The sequence below is a fragment of the Kribbella amoyensis genome (genome assembly GCF_007828865.1).
Classification (GTDB): domain Bacteria; phylum Actinomycetota; class Actinomycetes; order Propionibacteriales; family Kribbellaceae; genus Kribbella; species Kribbella amoyensis.
Map to the genome: position 1 here is coordinate 3,186,515 of NZ_VIVK01000001.1, position 17,924 is coordinate 3,204,438.

General features: G+C 69.9%; 15 protein-coding genes. 14 read left to right on the forward strand and 1 reads right to left on the reverse strand.

The features are described from left to right. Nucleotides 1–67 precede the first annotated feature (67 nt). From xylB to FB561_RS15265, 14 genes are all read left to right on the forward strand, one after another. Entirely contained in the window at nt 68–1,495 is a 1,428-nt protein-coding gene (gene xylB, locus FB561_RS15200; protein ID WP_145807205.1) for a xylulokinase, read from the forward strand. A gap of 266 nt (nt 1,496–1,761) precedes the next feature. Further along, nucleotides 1,762–3,552 carry a hypothetical protein gene (locus tag FB561_RS15205; RefSeq protein ID WP_145807207.1) on the forward strand — a complete coding sequence of 597 codons (1,791 nt, stop codon included), beginning with the start codon at nt 1,762–1,764 and terminating at the stop codon, nt 3,550–3,552. Nucleotides 3,553–3,581: 29 nt separating this feature from the next. Continuing rightward, complete coding sequence (locus FB561_RS15210) at nt 3,582–4,325, forward strand: alpha/beta hydrolase (RefSeq protein ID WP_170284679.1); 744 nt, start codon at nt 3,582–3,584, stop codon at nt 4,323–4,325. A gap of 111 nt (nt 4,326–4,436) precedes the next feature. After that, nucleotides 4,437–5,501 carry a LacI family DNA-binding transcriptional regulator gene (locus FB561_RS15215; protein WP_145807210.1) on the forward strand — a complete coding sequence of 355 codons (1,065 nt, stop codon included), beginning with the start codon at nt 4,437–4,439 and terminating at the stop codon, nt 5,499–5,501. Nucleotides 5,502–5,547: 46 nt separating this feature from the next. Continuing rightward, complete coding sequence (locus FB561_RS15220) at nt 5,548–6,480, forward strand: DUF6772 family protein (protein WP_202880619.1); 933 nt, start codon at nt 5,548–5,550, stop codon at nt 6,478–6,480. Between the two features lie 45 nt (nt 6,481–6,525). Next, nucleotides 6,526–6,852 (forward strand): DUF6385 domain-containing protein, encoded by a 327-nt coding sequence (locus FB561_RS15225; RefSeq protein WP_145807212.1) that lies wholly within the window; start codon nt 6,526–6,528, stop codon nt 6,850–6,852. Between the two features lie 51 nt (nt 6,853–6,903). Further along, on the forward strand, nt 6,904–7,833 hold the full coding sequence (locus FB561_RS15230) for an ABC transporter permease (protein WP_145807214.1): 930 nt from the start codon (nt 6,904–6,906) through the stop codon (nt 7,831–7,833). Then, entirely contained in the window at nt 7,830–8,714 is an 885-nt protein-coding gene (locus FB561_RS15235) for an ABC transporter permease (RefSeq protein ID WP_145807216.1), read from the forward strand. The genes FB561_RS15230 and FB561_RS15235 overlap by 4 nt, the downstream gene beginning before the upstream one ends. Before the next feature lie 65 nt (nt 8,715–8,779). Continuing rightward, nucleotides 8,780–10,273 carry an ABC transporter substrate-binding protein gene (locus FB561_RS15240; RefSeq protein ID WP_145807217.1) on the forward strand — a complete coding sequence of 498 codons (1,494 nt, stop codon included), beginning with the start codon at nt 8,780–8,782 and terminating at the stop codon, nt 10,271–10,273. Beyond that, nucleotides 10,266–11,297: an ABC transporter ATP-binding protein gene (locus FB561_RS15245; protein WP_145807219.1), complete on the forward strand. Its 1,032-nt coding sequence runs from the start codon at nt 10,266–10,268 to the stop codon at nt 11,295–11,297. Before FB561_RS15240 ends, FB561_RS15245 begins: the two co-directional genes overlap by 8 nt. Beyond that, nucleotides 11,294–12,103 carry an ATP-binding cassette domain-containing protein gene (locus FB561_RS15250; RefSeq protein WP_145807221.1) on the forward strand — a complete coding sequence of 270 codons (810 nt, stop codon included), beginning with the start codon at nt 11,294–11,296 and terminating at the stop codon, nt 12,101–12,103. Before FB561_RS15245 ends, FB561_RS15250 begins: the two co-directional genes overlap by 4 nt. A gap of 51 nt (nt 12,104–12,154) precedes the next feature. Continuing rightward, the gene (locus tag FB561_RS15255) at nt 12,155–13,999 is read left to right on the forward strand and encodes a glycosyl hydrolase family 28-related protein (protein ID WP_145807223.1); all 1,845 of its coding nucleotides are present in this window, start codon (nt 12,155–12,157) and stop codon (nt 13,997–13,999) included. Between the two features lie 15 nt (nt 14,000–14,014). After that, the gene (locus FB561_RS15260; protein WP_145807225.1) at nt 14,015–15,679 is read left to right on the forward strand and encodes a glycoside hydrolase family 13 protein; all 1,665 of its coding nucleotides are present in this window, start codon (nt 14,015–14,017) and stop codon (nt 15,677–15,679) included. Next, nucleotides 15,672–16,946 carry a sulfatase family protein gene (locus FB561_RS15265; protein WP_145807226.1) on the forward strand — a complete coding sequence of 425 codons (1,275 nt, stop codon included), beginning with the start codon at nt 15,672–15,674 and terminating at the stop codon, nt 16,944–16,946. Before FB561_RS15260 ends, FB561_RS15265 begins: the two co-directional genes overlap by 8 nt. A 22-nt stretch (nt 16,947–16,968) precedes the next feature. Here FB561_RS15265 and FB561_RS15270 read toward each other — a convergent pair whose 3' ends face one another. Beyond that, nucleotides 16,969–17,910: a S1C family serine protease gene (locus FB561_RS15270; RefSeq protein ID WP_145807227.1), complete on the reverse strand. Its 942-nt coding sequence runs from the start codon at nt 17,908–17,910 to the stop codon at nt 16,969–16,971. Between the last annotated feature and the right edge of the window lie 14 nt (nt 17,911–17,924).

The window sequence follows — 17,924 nt, forward strand, 5'->3', positions numbered from 1 at the left end:
GGGGGCTGGCGGTCCTGGCCGTGGTGACGAGAATGGCTGGCAGACCGACTGAGGAGAGAGGCCGAGAATGAGCCAGCCGAGACTGGTCGCCGGGGTGGACTGCTCCACCCAGGCGACCAAGGTCGTGGTGTGCGACGCGAAGACCGGCGAGATCCTGCGCGAGGGACGGGCACCGCATCCCGACGCCACCCAGGTGGATCCGGCCGAGTGGTACCGGGCCTGGGAGAGTGCGTCCGACGGCTTGCTCGACGGTGTCGAGGCGATCTCGGTCGGCGGCCAGCAGCACGGCATGGTGCTGCTCGACGAAGCCGGCGAGGTCGTCCACCCGGCCGTGCTCTGGAACGACACCAGCTCCGCCGACGCGACCACCGAGCTCGTCACCGAACTGGGCGGCCCGGAGAAGTGGGCCGAGGCGGTCGGTTCTGTCCCGGTCCCGAGCTTCACGGTCACCAAGCTGCGCTGGGTCCGCTCGGCCGCACCCGACGCGGCGGACCGGGCGGCCGCGGTCGCGTTGCCGCACGACTGGATGACGCACAAACTGGCCGCGGACCGGCAGGGCATCGGGGACCTCACCACCGACCGCGGTGACGCCTCCGGTACCGGTTGGTGGTCCCCGGCAACCAACGACTACCGCCCCGACCTGGTCGAACGCGCCTTCGGCCGCTCCCTCGCCCTACCTCGCGTCGCCGGCCCGACCGAGATCGTCGGCCACACCGCGGCCGGAGCTGCCCTGGCCGCGGGAACCGGGGACAACATGGCCGCGGCCCTCGGGCTCGACCTGCAGCCCGGCGACGTGGCCGTCTCCCTCGGGACCAGCGGTACGGCGTTCGCGCGGTCCTCGGCATCGACGGCGGACCCGTCCGGCCTGGTCGCCGGATTCGCCGACGCGACCGGCGGATACCTGCCCCTGGTCTGCACCCTCAACGCGGCCCGCGTGCTCTCCGCGACCGCGCAGATGCTCGGCCTGGACCTCGCCGCGTTCGACGAAGCCGCCCTCACCTCCGCAGGCAGCGACGGCCTCGTCCTCCTGCCCTACCTGGACGGCGAACGCACCCCCGACCTCCCTCACTCCACCGGTCTCATCTACGGCCTGACCAGAGCCACCATGCAACCAGCCACGATGGCCCGAGCCGCCGTAGAAGGCCTCCTCTGCGGCCTGGCCGACGCGGTCGACGCCCTCCGCGTCCAAGGCCTCCCGGTCGAACGCGTACTCCTCCTGGGCGGCGCGGCCCGCTCCCGCGCAGTACAGGCCCTCGCCCCAGCCCTGTTGGGTGCACCCGTCGTCCTGCCCGAACCAGCCGAGTACGTAGCCCTCGGCGCCGCCCGCCAGGCCGCCTGGGCTGTCTCTGGTGAAGACACCCCACCCACCTGGACCGTTGCCACCGGCAAACCAGAGTCTCCAGTCATGACAGACGACCAAGCCGCACCGGTCCGCACCCGCTATGCCGAAGTCCTCACCGGCACCCGCCCCTTGCTGGCAGCTCCTCGGTCCTGACTACTGGACCATCACTTTCCGCAGTCGATGTAACAGAGAGCGTCTTTCCCCGATAACAGAGCGAGCGCGTCCTCTCGCGCCCGCTCTGAATCCTGGGGGATCCCTTGCGTACTCTCTCGCGCTTCGTCGTGCCCTTGGCTCTGGCCGGACTTCTGGCGACGGCGGCGCTTCCAGCCTCCGCGGCACCTGCTGTCTCCGCGGCCGAGCCTTCAGTCACCGTGCTGAGTCCGGTGCCTGAGAGTACGGTTCCGCTGGGCGATGTCCCGGTGAAGCTGAAGGTTGATCTCGGCGGGGAACCGAGCGGCCGGGTCGACGTCACCCTCGGGTACTACGTGTCCGGCGCGGTCACGATCGAGCCCGGGACCTGCGACGCGACCTGCGAGCTCACCGTGCCGCTCCGGATCGGCGATTGGGATCACCCGCAGAGCGGCTCACTGCTGTTGAGCGCGAAGCTGACGACCGCGTCCGGCGCGATCAGCCACGGCGGAGGGTACCTCTCCTTCGTCGCGCCGACGCAGATCTACGAGCTTCGCCATCTCCGGGACGGAGAGGTGTTCAGCGATGGGGTGGCGGACAGCTCCGCAACCTTCCGGGTGACCGTGATCAACGATCCCGGCGAAGCCGTGGCGGAACTGCGGTTGATCGAGCTCGCCACCGGCGCCACCAGGCTGACCGCCTCCGCGCCCTTCTCGTCGTCCCGGGGCCTGGCTCGGGACGCGCTGCTCGACCTCGACGTCACCGACCTGACCGACGGCTTGTACCGGGTGGAGACCCGGGCTCGTGGCGTGGACGGGTACTACGGCTCCGGGCAGGTCACCCAGCTTCGCGTGAACCACGCGAACCAGGCCGGCTTCGATCTCGGCGATGAAAGGCCGGCCGTCGTTGGTTGGGCCGGGCTCAGCGCGAACCTGCTGGTGCAGGGCCCGCTGCTGAGCGGGAGCAAGCCGGCCGCCGTCCGGCTCACCGTCGACGGCGCCGAGCGAGCGGTGCTGGTCTTGCCGGGGGTGTGGATGCCGAACAACTGGCAGCAACCGACTGCCAAGCAGCAGGTGTCGGTCTACATGCAGGGTGACGATCTCACGCTCGGCACACATCAGGTCAAGCTGGAGTTGTTCGACACCGCCGGCCGGATCATCGGCCGGCCGACCACTCGGACCGTGCTGGTGTCGGACTTCAAGGCAACCGTTGTGGCGCCGACGCTGGTGGTCGGACGTCGCTCGGTCGTGACCCTCAACGGCGACGCTCCGACCGGTCATCTCCTCACCCAATGCCACGCCGAGCTGGCCGCTCCCCAGCCGATCGACAGCACGGGACTCGGAGCGTTCTGCACCACGCCGGCGGCGACCCTGCGGACCACGGCGCCGGTGACTCCCAGGGCCTCGGGGCGGAGCAGCCTCGGCCTCTACCTGAACGCCGACGGGTACTCGAAGCTCTTCGAGCGGCCGGTCACCGTGCACGCCGCCCGCCGAGCGACTACCACGGCTCCGGCGGTGCCGTACGGCCAGCGGGGTACGGCGAAGGTGACGGTTCAGGACAGCCACCGCATCGGAGCCTGGACCGCCGCACCCGCGGGCGTCACGGTCACCTTGCAGCGCCAAGCGGTCGGCAGTACCGCGTGGGCCACGGTCGGCTCGGTGAAGACCATGACTGGTGGGATCGCCTCGATCCCGTTCACCAGCGGTGCCAACGGCAACTTCCGCGCGGTCCTCGCGTCATCGGTACCGGGGGAGACCGTGATCACCCCGACCGTCGCAGCGGTGTCGGTGGCGACGGTGGTCTGGCGGAGCGTGCCGACGTCGGTCATTCGCGGCAAGGCGACGACGTATGAGGTCGCCGCCGCGCCGTACGAAGCGGGAGCCGTGGCCCACCTCCAGGCGCGCAAACCGGGCTCGACGGTCTGGACCACGGTCCGCAGTGTTGCCGTGCCGAGCAGCACGGTCACCCGCATTGCGTACTCCTTCCCGACGGCCGGTACCTGGTCGATCCGGGTTCTCCGTGCCGCCACCAAGCAACACGCGGCCGGCCTGTCCGGAGCTGCCACCGTCAAGGTCAAGTGAACTGAGCGATCTCGCGCATAATGCCCGTCGTGCGCGAGATCGCTTACAAGACTGTTGGAGGCCGGACGCTCTACCTGCGGGTGTTGCCGCCTGGAGATCCGGGTGGAGGGCAGGCGGCGGTGGCGGTCTTCTTTCACGGGGGTGGGTGGGTTCGGGGGAGTTGGGAGCAGTTCGTGCCGCAGGCCGAACTGCTGAACGCCTTGGGCATGGTCACCGTGTTGGTGGAGTACCGGCTCGACGGGCCTGTCGTGGCTGCGGCGGATGCCGTGGATGCGATGAACGCCGTGTTCGAGCTGGCAGCGGACCTCGGCGGCGATCCGGCGCGGGTCGTGGCCGTCGGGGGGTCGGCCGGTGGGCAGTTGGCGTTGGCGACCGCGGTGCTCGAATTGCCTGGTTCTGTTCCGGAGTATCGACCGGCCGCGGTTGCCCTGCTGAATCCGGTCACGGACACCACCGGCGATTTCCCGAAAGGATTTGGGCGACGTCATTTCGAGGATGACGACCAGGCTTTGATGTACTCGCCGGTGCATCACGTCAGCGCGACGACGCCGCCGTCGATCCTCTTGCACGGAACGGCGGACACGGCTGTCCACCACGAGAACTCGATCAGGTTCGCCGACGCCGTGAATGCCGTCGGCGGGCAAGCGGAAATCGTTCTGTACGACGGCCAGAAGCACGGGTTCTTCAATGCTCACAAATCCCGGGAATACTTCGAGCTGACCACCCAGGAAATCATCGGATTCCTGCGCCGGACGGTCCTTCAGAGCTCCTGAGCGGGGCCGGCGCCGGCTCGGCAAGAGGCTGAGGGCTGGGGTCTTGACGACTGGCGGCGGGTGTCCGTACGGTGGCGCTCACTTCTTATTTATACGTATTAAAGGACGGCCATGACAGCGAAACGACGGCGCCCGACCCAGGTGGACATCGCTCGCCGGGTCGGCATCTCGCAGGCGACGGTCTCGCTCGTCATCAGCGGTGGTGCCGCCAGCGACCTGGTGGCCGAGGACACCCGGCGCGCGGTCCTGGAGGCCGCTGCCGAGCTCGGGTACACGGTGAACACCGCGGCGCGCAGTCTGAAGGGCGGGCGCAACCGGATGCTCGGCCTGTACACGTTCGAGTCGGTCTTTCCCGTGGATCAGCGGGACTTCTACTTCCCGTTCCTGCTCGGGGTGGAAGGGGCGGCCGCCGAGTTCGGGTACGACCTGCTGCTGTTCAGCTCGGCCAGTCCGGAAGCGGGCCGGCGGATCTACGCGGACGGGGTCAATCGGCTGAAGGTCGCCGACGGGTGCGTCCTGCTGGGCCGTCAGCTCGACCGCAGCGAGGTCGCCGAGCTGATCAAGGAGGATTTCCCGTTCGTCTTCGTCGGACGACGCGAGGTCCCCGGCGTCGAGCTGCCGTACGTCGCGGCCGACTACATCGGCGCGACCCGGGAGATGGTCCGCCGGTTGGCCCAGGCCGGGCACCGGAAGCTGGCGTACCTGAAGGTCACCGACGACAAGGAGTGGACCCGGGACCGCGAGGCCGGGTTCCGGCAGGGGCTCGACGAGGCCGGGATCGCCGCCGCCGACGTCCCGTTCATCGCGATCGACGAGGAGTCGCCGCTGACCGCGGTACGGCTGCGGGAGTGGCTGGCGGCCGGGATCACCGCGGTGGTGGTCGAGCCGAGCCACGACGACAGCGTGATCGCGGCCGTCGAGCGGGCCGCGACCGAGCTCGGGCTGAGCATCCCCGCGGATCTCTCGGTCGCCGTGCTCGGCGACCCACTGTTGCGGGACGCAACTGTCCGGGACTGGAGCCGGTTCGCCCTTCCCCGGGAGGAGATGGGCCGCGAAGCCGTCCGGCTCCTGCTCCAGCTGTTCGACGACACCGCGACCGAGCGGCAGCTGTACCTCGACTGCACCCAGATTCCCGGTGACTCGGTGGCCGCACCGCCCGGCCGGCCCGGCGCCTGAGTTCACCGGACCACAAGGTCCGACCATTCACTTCGACGGAGGCACGATGCAGAAGGTCATGGCTTACGAGCGCGGCCTGGAAAAGTACAACCCGCTGAAGACCGTCGTCACCTACGACGACTTCGACCGCGGCTTCAACGGCTGGATGGACCTGACCCCGAACTTCGTCAACGACGACTACCGGCACCACCCGTCCGAGGTGGACCTGGCGAGCTGGGCGCCGACCATGCTGAGCGCGGCGCCGATGCGGTTCGCCGCCACCCACGGGTCGATGGAGGGCACGTACTCGCTCAAGCTGAACACCAAGCCGGTCGCCAACCGGTACGAGGAGAAGCCGGCCAACGGCAGCATGGGGTGCGCGCTCAAGCGGCTGTCGAACTTCGATCCCAACCTGCGCTACGTGCAGATGGAGACCTGGTACGCCTACACCCCGCAGCAGGACCGGCTCGGGTTCGGCGAGGAGGACCTGCGCGCGTTCGGCTTCTACTTCGACCTGCAGGACACCGAGTACCGGTGGATGCCCGGCGTCCGCTACGTGAACTCGGTCAACGGCAAGCTCACCAAGAAGTGGCAGTACTGGAAGGTCGCCGAGGGCGTCACGAAGAAGGACTGGTGCTACGGCCGCGAGGACGGCTGGCAGCGGCCCGGGATCGACAACCTCTGGTACGGGCGGCGCTTCCCGGACGGGTCGGCGGACGCCTTCCAGTGGGTGCCGGACGGTGACCAGGACCTGCTCTACAACGAAAGCCCGGACAAGATCAACTGGCTGTACCTGCGGCTGCTGGTCGACTACCAGCGCCGGGAGTACGTCGAACTGCAGAGCATGGACCGGACCTTCGACCTGCGCGGCCTGACGCCGACGCTGTCCGACCCGTACAAGAGCATCACCAACCTGATCAACCCGATCTTCTTCGTCGAGACCGACACGAACCGCAGCGTGAATCTCTTCCTCGACTCCGTCGTGTACTCGACCGAATGAGCTCGTCCGTACCTCTGCCCACGCCATCTCAGAAGGGTCCGCTCCGTGCTCACATTCGCAACCTCGGTGATCGAACGCCGGCTGACGATCGAGGCCGCGCACACCACCCACCCGTACGAGGTGGGCTGGGCCGGCGAGGCCGTCTTCTTCGTCCAGGTCGAAGGGACGCACCCGGCGTTGTCCGTGCAGGCGCAGATCTCGCCGGACGGACTGCACTGGGTCGACCGCGGTACACCGACGACGGTGGCCGCGGACGACGAGATCGTCGCGCTCGAGCTGGCGAACTTCGGTGGCTGGCTCCGGCTGGCCATCACCGGAGCGACGTCCGAACAACCGGCCCGGGTGCTGGTTCACCTTGCCCTGAAGGGCTGACCAGGTAGGGCGGCCGGTGCCGGTCGCCGCGATCGAGAGGAGGCGGTATCGATGCTCGCTCAGCTCGTGCGTCGACTCGGCCTGATGCTGTTCACCGTGTGGGGGGCGCTCACCCTCACCTTCGTGATCCTCCGGCTCGCCCCCGGAGACCAGGCCACCGTCCAGCTGGGACCGGACGCGACCGCGGCCGAGGTCGAGGCGCTGCGGTCCGATCTCGGCCTCGACCGGCCGCTCCCGGTGCAGTACCTGGACTACCTGGGGTCGGCGGTCACCGGGGACTTCGGCAGGTCGTACCGGTTCCGCGAGTCGGCGATGACGGTCATCCTCGAACGGTTCCCCGCGACGGTCGTCCTCGCGCTCACGGCGACGCTGCTCGCCCTGGTGATCGGGGTCCTGCTCGGCATCCTGGCCGGCCGGGCGCCGGGAAAACTCGCCGACCGGGCGATCTCGGGCATCACCCTGGTCATGCAGGCGGTGCCGCCGTTCTGGTCGGGCATCATGCTGATTCTCCTGATGGCGTTGACGTTGCGGCTGCTGCCGAGCGCGGGATCGGGCGACCTGCGGCATCTCGTACTCCCGGCCGTGACGCTCGCGATTCCGTTCACGGCGCTGGTGGCCCGGATCACCCGCAGCAGTGTCGCCGAGGTCACCACCGAGCCGTATCTGTTGACGGCTCGGTCGAAGGGGCTGACCGAGCGCGCGGTCCTCGGCCGGCACGCCCTGCGGAACGCGATGATCCCGGTCGTCACGATCGTGTCCCTGCACATCGGCACGCTGATGGGCGGTGCGGTGATCGTCGAGCAGGTGTTCGCGTGGGAAGGTGTCGGCTCGCTCCTGGTGAGTGCCGTCGGCAACCGTGACTACGCGATCGTCCAGGGCGCGACGGTGCTGTTCGCGATCATCGTCGTGACGATGAACCTGCTCGCCGACGTGCTCAACGCCCGGCTGGATCCGCGGATCCGGGTGGGAGGGGCGTCATGACGGCGATGGGGCTGGTCCAGGACACGGTCACGCCGGCGGCGACCCGGTCCCGGCGGACCACGGCCCGGAAGGTCGTTGCCGCCGTCCCCGTGGTGATCTTCGGCCTGTACGTCGTCGCGGGCCTGGTGGGTCCGTTCTTCGTCGAGTACTCGTCGGTCGGCGGGGAGCTCGACGATCGGCTGCTCGGTCCCGGCTCGGTCCTCAGCGACGGCAGTACGGCGCTGCTCGGGACCGACGCCCTCGGCCGGGATCTGCTCGGCCAGGTCGTCCACGGGGCCCGGACCTCGCTGGTGATCGGGACGCTCGTCGTCCTGTTCAGCGGCCTGGTCGGGATCACGGTCGGCTGTCTCGCGGGGTACCGGCGCGGCAAGACCGATCTGCTGGCGTCGCGGGTCATCGACGTCCTGCTCGCCTTTCCGGGGATCCTGCTGGCCATCGTCATCGCCGGGGTGTTCGACCGGAGCCTGGCGATCGTGGTGATCGCGCTCAGCGTGACCAACTGGATCGGGTTCGCCCGGCTCTCCCGGTCGATGGCGATGACCCTGCGGGAACGCGACTGGGTGCTGTCGGCAACGGTGATGGGGGTCCGGCGCGGCCGGATCATCGTCCGGCACATCCTGCCGTTCATCGCCGGGCCGACCCTGGCGCTGGCCACCACCGAGTTCGCCGGCGCGATCCTGGCCGAGGCCTCGCTGAGCTTCCTCGGTCTCGGCCTGCCGCCGGAGTCGGCGTCCTGGGGGCAGTCGATCGCCTCCGGCAAGGAGTACCTCGGCAGCGCGTGGTGGATCTCGGCCTTCCCGGGCATCTTCCTCGCGGTGCTGGTCATCTGCGTGGGATTCACCGGGGACCGGCTCACCCGGCACTTCGGTCGCAAGCACTAGCGGACGGCGGCGGTCCGCACCTGGTACGTCGCAAAGCCGAGCACAGCTCAGTGAGGAGCAAGGACATGAGATTCCTTCGGCACTCCGTGATCGCGGCCACCGCGGTCCTCAGCCTGGTCGCGGCCACGGCCTGTGACTCCGGCGGGAGTTCCGCGGCCGGCGGGGAGATCGCCGTCGCGGGCCAGTTCCCGATCGAGTCGATCGACCCGAACGGGCCGCTGGCGATCGACGGCGGCACCCGGGTCGCGTCGATCCAGCTCTACAGCCCGTTGCTGGACACGGTCGGCCCGGGCAAGTTCGACGGCAGGGTCGCGGAGAAGTGGGAGACCGACGGCACCGCGACGAAGACCACCTTCACGCTGCGGCCGGGGATCACCTTCTCCGACGGCACCCCGATCACCGGCCAGGACGTGGTGAAGTCGTTCGAGCGCACGGTGGCGGCGGACAGCCCGTTCTCGGCGAACTTCAAGAACGTCAAGGCCCAGGCGACCGGGACCGTGGTGACGTTCACCTCGGCGAACCCCGACCCGGCGCTCCCGGCCAAGCTGACCGGCCTGATGATCACCCCGGCCGCCGCCACCGAGCAGAGCTACCTGGACAAGCCGGTGACGTCCGGCCCGTTCCAGGTGGAGTCGTTCACCCCGGGGGGCGATCTGGTGATGGTGCCGAACGCCAAGTACTGGGGCGACAAGCCGACGATCGAGCGGGTCACGATCCGCTCGGTCCCCGAGGTCGCCGCCCGGGTCACCGCGCTGGAGACCGGTGAGCTCGACATCATCTGGGGCATCTCCGACGACCAGGTGAAGCAGCTGAAGAGCAACTCCGAGATCGAGATCGCCTCGGCGGCCGGCTCCGGGGTCCTGACCATGTGGATGAACTCGTCGACACCGTCGTTGCAGAAGGCCGAGGTCCGCAAGGCGCTGTGGCAGGCGGTCGACTTCGACAAGAAGATCAAGGCCCTCTACCCGGACAGCGGTGAGCCCGCCAACTCGGTGATCGCGCCGACCGTCTTCGGGTACGCCCCGCAGGAGCCGGTCAAGTACGACCCGGATGCGGCCAAGAAGGCGCTCGTCGCCGCGGGGTTCGACTTCAACACGACGCTGCGCTTCCACTTCTCCCAGGCCCAGTTCCGGCAGTGGGTGACGTCGGTGGTGTCCGATCTCGCGGCCATCGGGGTCAAGGCCCAGGCGTTGGAGAAGGAGCAGGCCGTCTACACCAAGGACCTGCTGGCGCTGAAGTGGGACATCAACATCCAGCAGGTCGGCACGCTCGGCCTGGACGCGTCGTACAACCTCGGCCGGCTCTACACCTGCGCGGCGAAGCGGACCGGGTACTGCGACCCGAAGCTGGACGAGCTGCTGAAGAAGGCCGGGAGCGCGGTCGATCCGGAGGACCGGAAGACGGCGTACGCCGAGGCGACCAAGCTGATCTGGGACCAGGCGGTCGGGATGTACCCGATGTTCGTCAAGAACCTCTTCGCGAACCGGTCGTCGGTCGGCGGCTTCCAGCCGGACGGTGAAGGGCTGCCGCGGTTCCAGTCGGTGACCCTCGATGGGTGACCGGCGCCCCGGTCGGGCGAGCGCGACCCTGGTGAGGTCGGGCGGTCCCCCGGAGCGGCCGGACGGTACCTTGCGGGTCAGGGAGCTGCGGATCGTGCTACCCGGTCCGCGGGGCCAGGCGGCCGTCGTCGACGGTGTCTCGTTCGACGTCGTCCAGGGCCGGACGACCGGGCTGATCGGGGAGTCCGGCAGCGGGAAGTCGCTGACGGCGATGGCCCTGGTCGGGCTGGTCCCGGAGACCGCGGTGGTCAGCGGCCAGGTTCTGTTGGGGGACGAGGACCTGGTCACGGCCGGCCGGGAGCGGATCCGGCAGGTCCGGGGCGCCGAGATCTCGGTGGTGTTCCAGGATCCGTCGTCCGCGCTCAACCCGACGATGACCATCGGCGACCAGGTCGGCGAGATCCTGCGCAGCCGCGGTGCGTCGAAGCGCGAGGCGCGGCAGCGGGCGGTGGAACTGCTCGACCACGTCGGAGTACCGGACGCGGCGAGCCGTGTCGCGGCGTACCCGCACGAGTTCTCCGGCGGGATGCGGCAGCGCGCGATGATCGCGCTGGCGCTCGCGGGGCGGCCCCGGTTCGTGCTGGCCGACGAGCCGACCACCGCGCTCGACGTCACCGTGCAGGCGCGGATTCTGGACCTGCTCGGCCGCCTCCGTGACGAGGACGATCTCGCGCTGCTGCTGGTCAGTCACGACCTGCGCGTGATGTCGCACGTCGCGGACGATCTCGTCGTCATGTACGCCGGGCGGATCTGCGAACGCGGACCAGCCAAGGCCGTACTGTCGCGCGGCCTGCATCCGTACACGACCGCGCTGGTCCGTAGCGTGCCGTCGGTCCGCACCCGCAGCGCGATCGCGGACCCGCTGCCCGGCAGTCCGGCCAACCCGTTCGACCGTCCGGCGGGCTGCCCGTTCAACCCGCGGTGCCCGCGCGCGGAGGACCGCTGCCGGACCGAGGTACCGGAGTTGCGGGAGATCGCGCCGGGCCGGGTCAGTGCCTGCCACTTCGCGGAGGAGCTGCAATGACCGGGCTGCGGATCAGCGACCTGACCGTCACCTATCCCGGCCCGCGGACCGGCAGTCTCGGCCGGCGGTCCCAGGTCGAGGCGGTCCGCGGGGTGAGCCTGGACGTCGCCTCGGACGAAGCGGTCGCCCTGGTCGGTGAATCCGGGTCCGGCAAGTCGACGATCGCCCGCGCCGTCGTCGGGCTCGTCGCGCCGGCGTCCGGGTCGGTCGAGTTCGACGGCGCGTCGCTGCTGGACCCACGCGGTGGCCCGCGGGCGCGCCGGGGGATCGCGATGATCTTCCAGGATCCGCGGTCCTCGCTGAACCCGCGCCGGTCCGTCGAGGCGTCCATCAGCGAGGCCTGGCAGGCCCAGCCCGACGCGGCGCCGGCCGGTGTCCGGACCGATCCACGGCGCCGGCGGGACGCGGTGGTCGAGCTGCTGGACCAGGTCGGGCTGGATCCCGACGTCGCCAGGAAACGCCCGCCGGCGTTGTCGGGTGGGCAGTGCCAGCGGGTCAGCATCGCGCGTGCCCTGGCGCTCAAGCCGCGGCTGCTCATCTGCGACGAGGCCGTGTCGGCGCTCGACGTCTCCGTCCAGGCCCAGGTCCTGCAGCTGCTGGTGAGCATTCGCCGGACGCACGGTCTGTCGATGCTCTTCATCACCCACGACCTCGGGGTGGTGCGGCAGGTCGCCGACCGCGTCGCGGTCATGCGCCGGGGCGAGCTGGTGGAGAGCGCCGGCGTCCAGACCCTCTTCACCGATCCACAGCACGACTACACCCGAGAGCTTCTCTCCGCCGCCGTCGATCTCGAGGTGAGTGCCTGACCTCGACCGCCGCGGTACCGCCCTACCGAAGACCCACGATCGGAGCAGAGCATGACCGAACGCATCAACCGCCGCTCGATGATCCGTTCCACCGCCGTCGCAGGTGCCGCCGGCGTCGGCGGGCTCGCACTCGGCGGACCCGCACAGGCCGCGGCCGCACCGAGCCTGGTCCAGGCCGACGGCACGCCCGTCCTCACACCCCAGCAGTTCGGCGCTGTCGGTGACGGCGTCGCCGACGACACCGCGGCCATCCAGGCAGCGATCAACGCCGCGCGTTCGCAGCTGAACAAGATCGTCGTGATCCCGCCCGGGCAGTACAAGGTCACCTCGACGCTGGTCGTCGGTGACCACGAGTACGAGACGCCCGGCCAGCACCTGAACCGTTTCGTCCTGCGCGGGTACGGCATGTTCGGCGAGGAGGCGTCGAAGCTGATCTTCGACCACGACGGCGTCGGCCTCCGGTGGGAGGCTTCGCTCGGCGGGATCCACGGCGTGGCCTTCGACGCCCCGGTCAAGACCGCCACCAACGTCGGCATCCACGTCGCCCGGACGGCGAACACCGACGACACCGACGTGACGATCGTCGAGTGCTCGTTCCTGCGGTTCCAGCGCGCCATCGAGAGTGTCGGCCGCGGTTTCCTGTTCAGCAAGAACAAGGTGGCCGTCTGCACGACCGGTATCAGCATCTCCTGGCCCACCGAAGGCGTCCAGGGCAGCGGGGTCCACGTGCTGCCGTACGGGCTGCGCAAGTGGCTGATCACCGACAACCACTTCCATTCGAACTTCGACGCGATCGTGTTCACCGGCGCCCCGGACGGCAACTTCCGGGGTGCGGTGATCAGCAACAACCTGCTCGACATCGGCCGCCGGTTGTTCAAGGGCAGCCTGACGAACTCGACCATCAGCGGCAACGTGGTGGAGAACGGTACCGGCAACGCGATCGTCCAGATCGATGCCGGCGGCCACAACCTCACCATCACCGGCAACGTGCTCGGCGGCTTCGACACCACCCCGGGCGCGTGGGACCCGCCCCGGTACGCGATCCACTTCACCAGCGGGGTGTCGGCGAAGAACGTGACGATCTCGGCGAACACCTTCAACTGGATCGACGGCTCCGGCATCCAGTTCGACCAGGCCGCCGACAAGGTCAGCATCACCGGCAACTCGTTCGACCACTGGAACCTGTCCAGGTCGTCGATCCACGGAGTGGTGCGGACGAACGCGGACGCGACCCGGTTCGCCGTGCTCGGCAACGCGATCTCGGCCAACCCGAACCCGGCCGGGGCGCCGATCAGGATCGCCGGCACGCTGGCCGAGTCCACCGTGGTGGGCAACGCGTTCGAGACGGACGCCCTGGTCGCGGCGGGGACGATCGGCGCCGACTCGTTCGTCGAGACCGAACCGGGTCGCTTCACCAAACTCCAGCTGGCCGCGGCGAAGAACGGTGCCGCCCGCGTCGTCAGTACGGCGTCCGTTGTAGTTGCCAACGACAACTACGGCTCGTACCTGGTGGAGGGCGCGGCCACGGTCGGTGGGGGACCGGGCGTCAAGGGCGGGGTCGAGGTGGTCGCGGTGAACGCGTCCGGCGCGGCGGCCACCAACCTGCTCTGCGCCACGAACTCGTCGAACGACGTGGTCGCCTTCCAGGCCAGCGTGGCGGGCCTGATCCCGCCGACCGACAACGCCCGCGACCTCGGCAGCGCCACCGCGAACATCCGCACGGTGTACACCAGGGCGACCCGGCTGCACCCGCATACGGTGTCGACCTTGCCGGCGGCCGCCGATTCACCAGGTGCGCTCATCCACGTCCGGGACGGGCACGACGGCAAACCGTGTCTGGCGATGTCCGACGGTACGGCGTGGCGCCGGGTGCCGCTCGGCAACCCGATCGGGTAGCTAGGGGAGGACGACATGAACTCGGCCCAGTGGTGGCGGGACGCGGTGATCTACCAGCTGTACATCCAGTCGTTCGCGGACGGGACCGCGGACGGGGTCGGCGACATCGCCGGTCTGCGCGGCAGGATCGGGTACCTGTCCGCGTTGGGGGTCGACGCGATCTGGATCACGCCCTGGTTCCACTCACCGTTGCGCGACGCCGGGTACGACGTGGCCGACTACCGGGCCGTGCATCCGCGGTACGGCTCGGTGGCCGAGGCGCGGGCGCTGATCGACGAGTGCCACGGAGCCGGGATCAGGGTGCTCCTCGACATCGTCCCGAACCACACCTCGTCGGACCACGCCTGGTTCGCCGAGGCGTTGCGCTCGGCACCGGAATCGGCGGCCCGCGACCGGTACCACTTCCGCCCCGGGCGCGACGGCGGACAGCGTCCTCCGAACGACTGGCTGAGCGTGTTCGGCGGTCCGGCCTGGACCCGGGTCGACGACGGGCCCGAGTGGTACCTGCATCTCTTCGACGCCTCCCAGCCCGATCTGAACTGGGACAACGGACAGGTGCGGGCCGAGTTCGAGGACATCCTGCGGTACTGGTTCGACCTCGGCGTCGACGGCTTCCGGATCGACGTCGCCACGGCGTTGGTGAAGGCGCCGGGGCTCCCGGATCTCGGCTATCCCGACGACGCCCTGCTCGCCGATCTCACCCGGCCGGACCACCCGCACCGCGACCGCGACGAGGTGCACGAGATCTACCGGGACTGGCGCAAGATCGCCGACTCCTACTACCCGCCCCGGATCTTCGCGGCGGAGGCCTGGCTCGAGGACGCGGAACGGTTGTCGCGGTACGTCCGGCCGGACGAGCTGCACACCACCTTGAACCTGCTGTACCTGAAGTCCGCCTGGACGGCGGCGTCGATGCGCGACGCGATCGACGCCTCGATGGCGACCACGGCTCGGGTGGGCGCGCCCACCACCTGGGGCCTGTCGAACCACGACATCGAGCGGGTGGTCACCCGGTACGGCCGCGCCGACACCCGACGTCGCCCAGGCGTCGCGGGACCCGAGCTCGGCCCGGTCGACGAGCACCTCGGGCGTCGCCGGGCCCGGGCCGCGGCGCTGTTGACGCTCGCGCTGCCCGGGAGCGCCTACATCTACCAGGGTGACGAGCTCGGTCTGGCGGACGCGGACGTTCCCGAGCACGCTCGGCAGGACCCCATCTGGGTTCGCTCCCAGGGACGTCGGTGGGGACGCGACGGCGCGCGCATCCCGTTGCCCTGGACAACGGACGGCAGCTCGTACGGGTTCGGCGAGGACGGGTCCTGGCTGCCGCAGCCTGAGGGGTGGGGTGCCAACGCGGTGTCGGTCCAGGAGGGCGACGACTCGTCGATGCTCTGGCTGTACCGCCGGGCGCTGAGCTTTCGCCGGACGCATTCCGCGTTGGGTGGGACGGACCGGCTGCACTGGGGTGAGGCGCCGCGCGACGATGTGCTGGTCTTCACGCGGGAACCCGGCTTCGGTTGTGTCGTCAACTTCGGCACGGCGCCGATCCCGCTCCCCTTGGACGGTCGGGTGCTCTTGTCCAGCGACGAGAGTGCGGGTGCCGGCGTGGTTCCACCCGACGGCGCGGTGTGGCTGGATTTCGAGCACAGCGAGCAGACGCGGAACGGGGTACGAAATGGGTGACCAAGGAGCGCGCACCAAGCCGAACATCGTGCTGGTGGTGATGGACGACCTCGGCTACGGCGACCTGAGCTGTATGGGCAACCGGATCCTGCGGACGCAGCGGATCGACTCGATCGCCGAGAACGGCATCAACCTGCGGCACATGTACGCCGCGTCGGCGGTATGTACCCCGTCGCGGGCCGCCCTGATGACCGGGCGGTACCCGCAGCGGGTCGGGTTGCCCAAGGTGCTGTCGCCGACAGACGGCGCAGGCTTGTCGGACTGGGAGTACACGCTGCCGGAGATGCTGCGGGACGCTGGGTACCGGACGGCGATGTTCGGGAAGTGGCATCTCGGCTGCCGGCCGGAGCACTACCCGACGCGGCACGGGTTCGACGAGTACGCCGGGCTCCTGTACAGCAACGACATGCACCCGGTCGAGCTCTTCGAGGGGGAGCACATCACCACGACCGACGTCGACCAGGCGACGCTCACGGGGGCGTACACCGACCAGGCCATCGACTTCATCAAGCGGACCGCGGACGAGCCGTTCTTCGCGTACGTGGCCCACACGATGCCGCACCTGCCGTTGCACGTCGAAGAGGGCTTCCGGGGCCGGTCGGCCGGCGGCAAGTACGGCGACGTCGTCGAGAACCTGGACCACCACATCGGCCGGCTGCTCGACGCCCTGGACGACCTCGGCTTGACCGACGACACCCTGGTGATGGTGACCAGCGACAACGGGCCGTGGTTCGAGGGCAGCACGGGCGGGCTCCGGGGGACCAAGCTGCACACGTACGAAGGGGGAATCCGGGTCCCGTTCGTCGCCCAGTGGCCGGGGCGGATCCCGGCGGGCACGGTGTCCGACGAAGTCGCCTGCCTGTTCGACCTGCTGCCGACCCTGGCCGCACTGACGGAGGGGTCGGTGCGGCCGGATCGCCCGGTCGACGGCGAGGACATCTCGGCCGTGCTCGCCGGTGGAACAGGCCCGGACCAGCGGGCGTTGTACTTCTTCCACTGGTGGACGCTCAACGCCGTCCGGTCGGGCCCGTGGAAGCTGCACCTCGATCGGTTCCCGCGAGACCCGAACCGGGCCCACCACCGGGAGCTGCCGCAGCTGTTCAACCTCGAGCTCGACCCGGCGGAGAGCTACGACCTGAAGGACAACCACCCCGAGGTCCTGCACGAACTCCTCGCCCTGGCAGCCCGTTTCACCGCCGACATCGACGCCCAGCGATCGACCGCCGAAGCCCGCGCGGCCGGCCGGGCGACGGCCGGCGCGCGCTGATCCCGGAGCGGCCTGGAGCCACTCAGTCGATGAGGTTCTGGACGATGGTGGTCATCCGGTCGACCGGGATGGCGAAGCCGATACCGATGTTGCCGCTGCGGCTGCTGGAGCCGAGGGTGGCGATGGCGGTGTTGACGCCGACGACCTGACCGGACGCGTTGACCAACGGGCCGCCGGAGTTGCCTGGGTTGATGGCGGCGTCGGTCTGGATGGCGGACTGGCGGTTGCTGTTGTCGCCGAAGCGGGCCTGGCGGTTGACGGCGCTGACGATGCCGGCAGTGACGGTCCCTTCCAGGCCGAGGGGTGAGCCGACGGCGAGGACGGGGTCGCCGACACGGAGTTCGGCGGAGCGACCGAGGGTGAGGGCGCGGAGGCCGGAGCTGTTCGCGGCGTCGGAGACCTGCAGGACGGCCAGGTCGTTGTCGGTGTCCATACCGATGATGTCTGCTTCGAGGGTGCGGTTGTTCGCCAGGACCAGGGAGACGGAGCGGGCGCCTTCGACCACGTGGGCATTGGTGACCACGTGGCCCTGCTGGTCGATCGCGAACCCCGAGCCGGTGGCCCGGCCGGCCCGGACGGACACCACCCCGGGCAGGACGCTCGCCGCCGCCGAGGCGATCGACGAGCCGCCGGTACCGGGTGCCGACGGGGCCGAGGCCTGGGGCAACTGAGCCGTCGCCGGCCGGGACGGGTCGTCGCCCCAGGAACCGGTGACCGCGCCGGCCAGACCGCCGGCGAGGATCGACAGGGCGAGCCCGGCCACCAGCGCCCGTCCGGTACGGCGTACCGGTGCAGGTGGGGCCGCCACCCCGGCCGGCACCGGCGAGGGGGGAGCCGGTGGGGCCGAGGCCGGGGTGACGGGGAACGGGAGGCCGGTGGGCGCGGCCGGGGGTTGCGGTGCGGCCGGTGGTGGGCCGGGCCGGTAGTGGGGACCGCGGAACGGCTGACCCAGATGAGGGCTCACAAGGACTCCTAAAA

What these genes read in the sequence shown, in the direction of transcription:
- FB561_RS15265 (WP_145807226.1), top strand. Translation starts at nt 15,672, where the DNA reads ATGGGTGACCAAGGAGCGCGCACCAAGCCGAACATCGTGCTGGTGGTG.
- FB561_RS15255 (WP_145807223.1), top strand. Translation starts at nt 12,155, where the DNA reads ATGACCGAACGCATCAACCGCCGCTCGATGATCCGTTCCACCGCCGTC.
- FB561_RS15230 (WP_145807214.1), top strand. Translation starts at nt 6,904, where the DNA reads ATGCTCGCTCAGCTCGTGCGTCGACTCGGCCTGATGCTGTTCACCGTG.
- FB561_RS15260 (WP_145807225.1), top strand. Translation starts at nt 14,015, where the DNA reads ATGAACTCGGCCCAGTGGTGGCGGGACGCGGTGATCTACCAGCTGTAC.
- FB561_RS15245 (WP_145807219.1), top strand. Translation starts at nt 10,266, where the DNA reads ATGGGTGACCGGCGCCCCGGTCGGGCGAGCGCGACCCTGGTGAGGTCG.
- FB561_RS15220 (WP_202880619.1), top strand. Translation starts at nt 5,548, where the DNA reads ATGCAGAAGGTCATGGCTTACGAGCGCGGCCTGGAAAAGTACAACCCG.
- FB561_RS15250 (WP_145807221.1), top strand. Translation starts at nt 11,294, where the DNA reads ATGACCGGGCTGCGGATCAGCGACCTGACCGTCACCTATCCCGGCCCG.
- FB561_RS15240 (WP_145807217.1), top strand. Translation starts at nt 8,780, where the DNA reads ATGAGATTCCTTCGGCACTCCGTGATCGCGGCCACCGCGGTCCTCAGC.
- FB561_RS15215 (WP_145807210.1), top strand. Translation starts at nt 4,437, where the DNA reads ATGACAGCGAAACGACGGCGCCCGACCCAGGTGGACATCGCTCGCCGG.
- xylB (WP_145807205.1), top strand. Translation starts at nt 68, where the DNA reads ATGAGCCAGCCGAGACTGGTCGCCGGGGTGGACTGCTCCACCCAGGCG.
- FB561_RS15235 (WP_145807216.1), top strand. Translation starts at nt 7,830, where the DNA reads ATGACGGCGATGGGGCTGGTCCAGGACACGGTCACGCCGGCGGCGACC.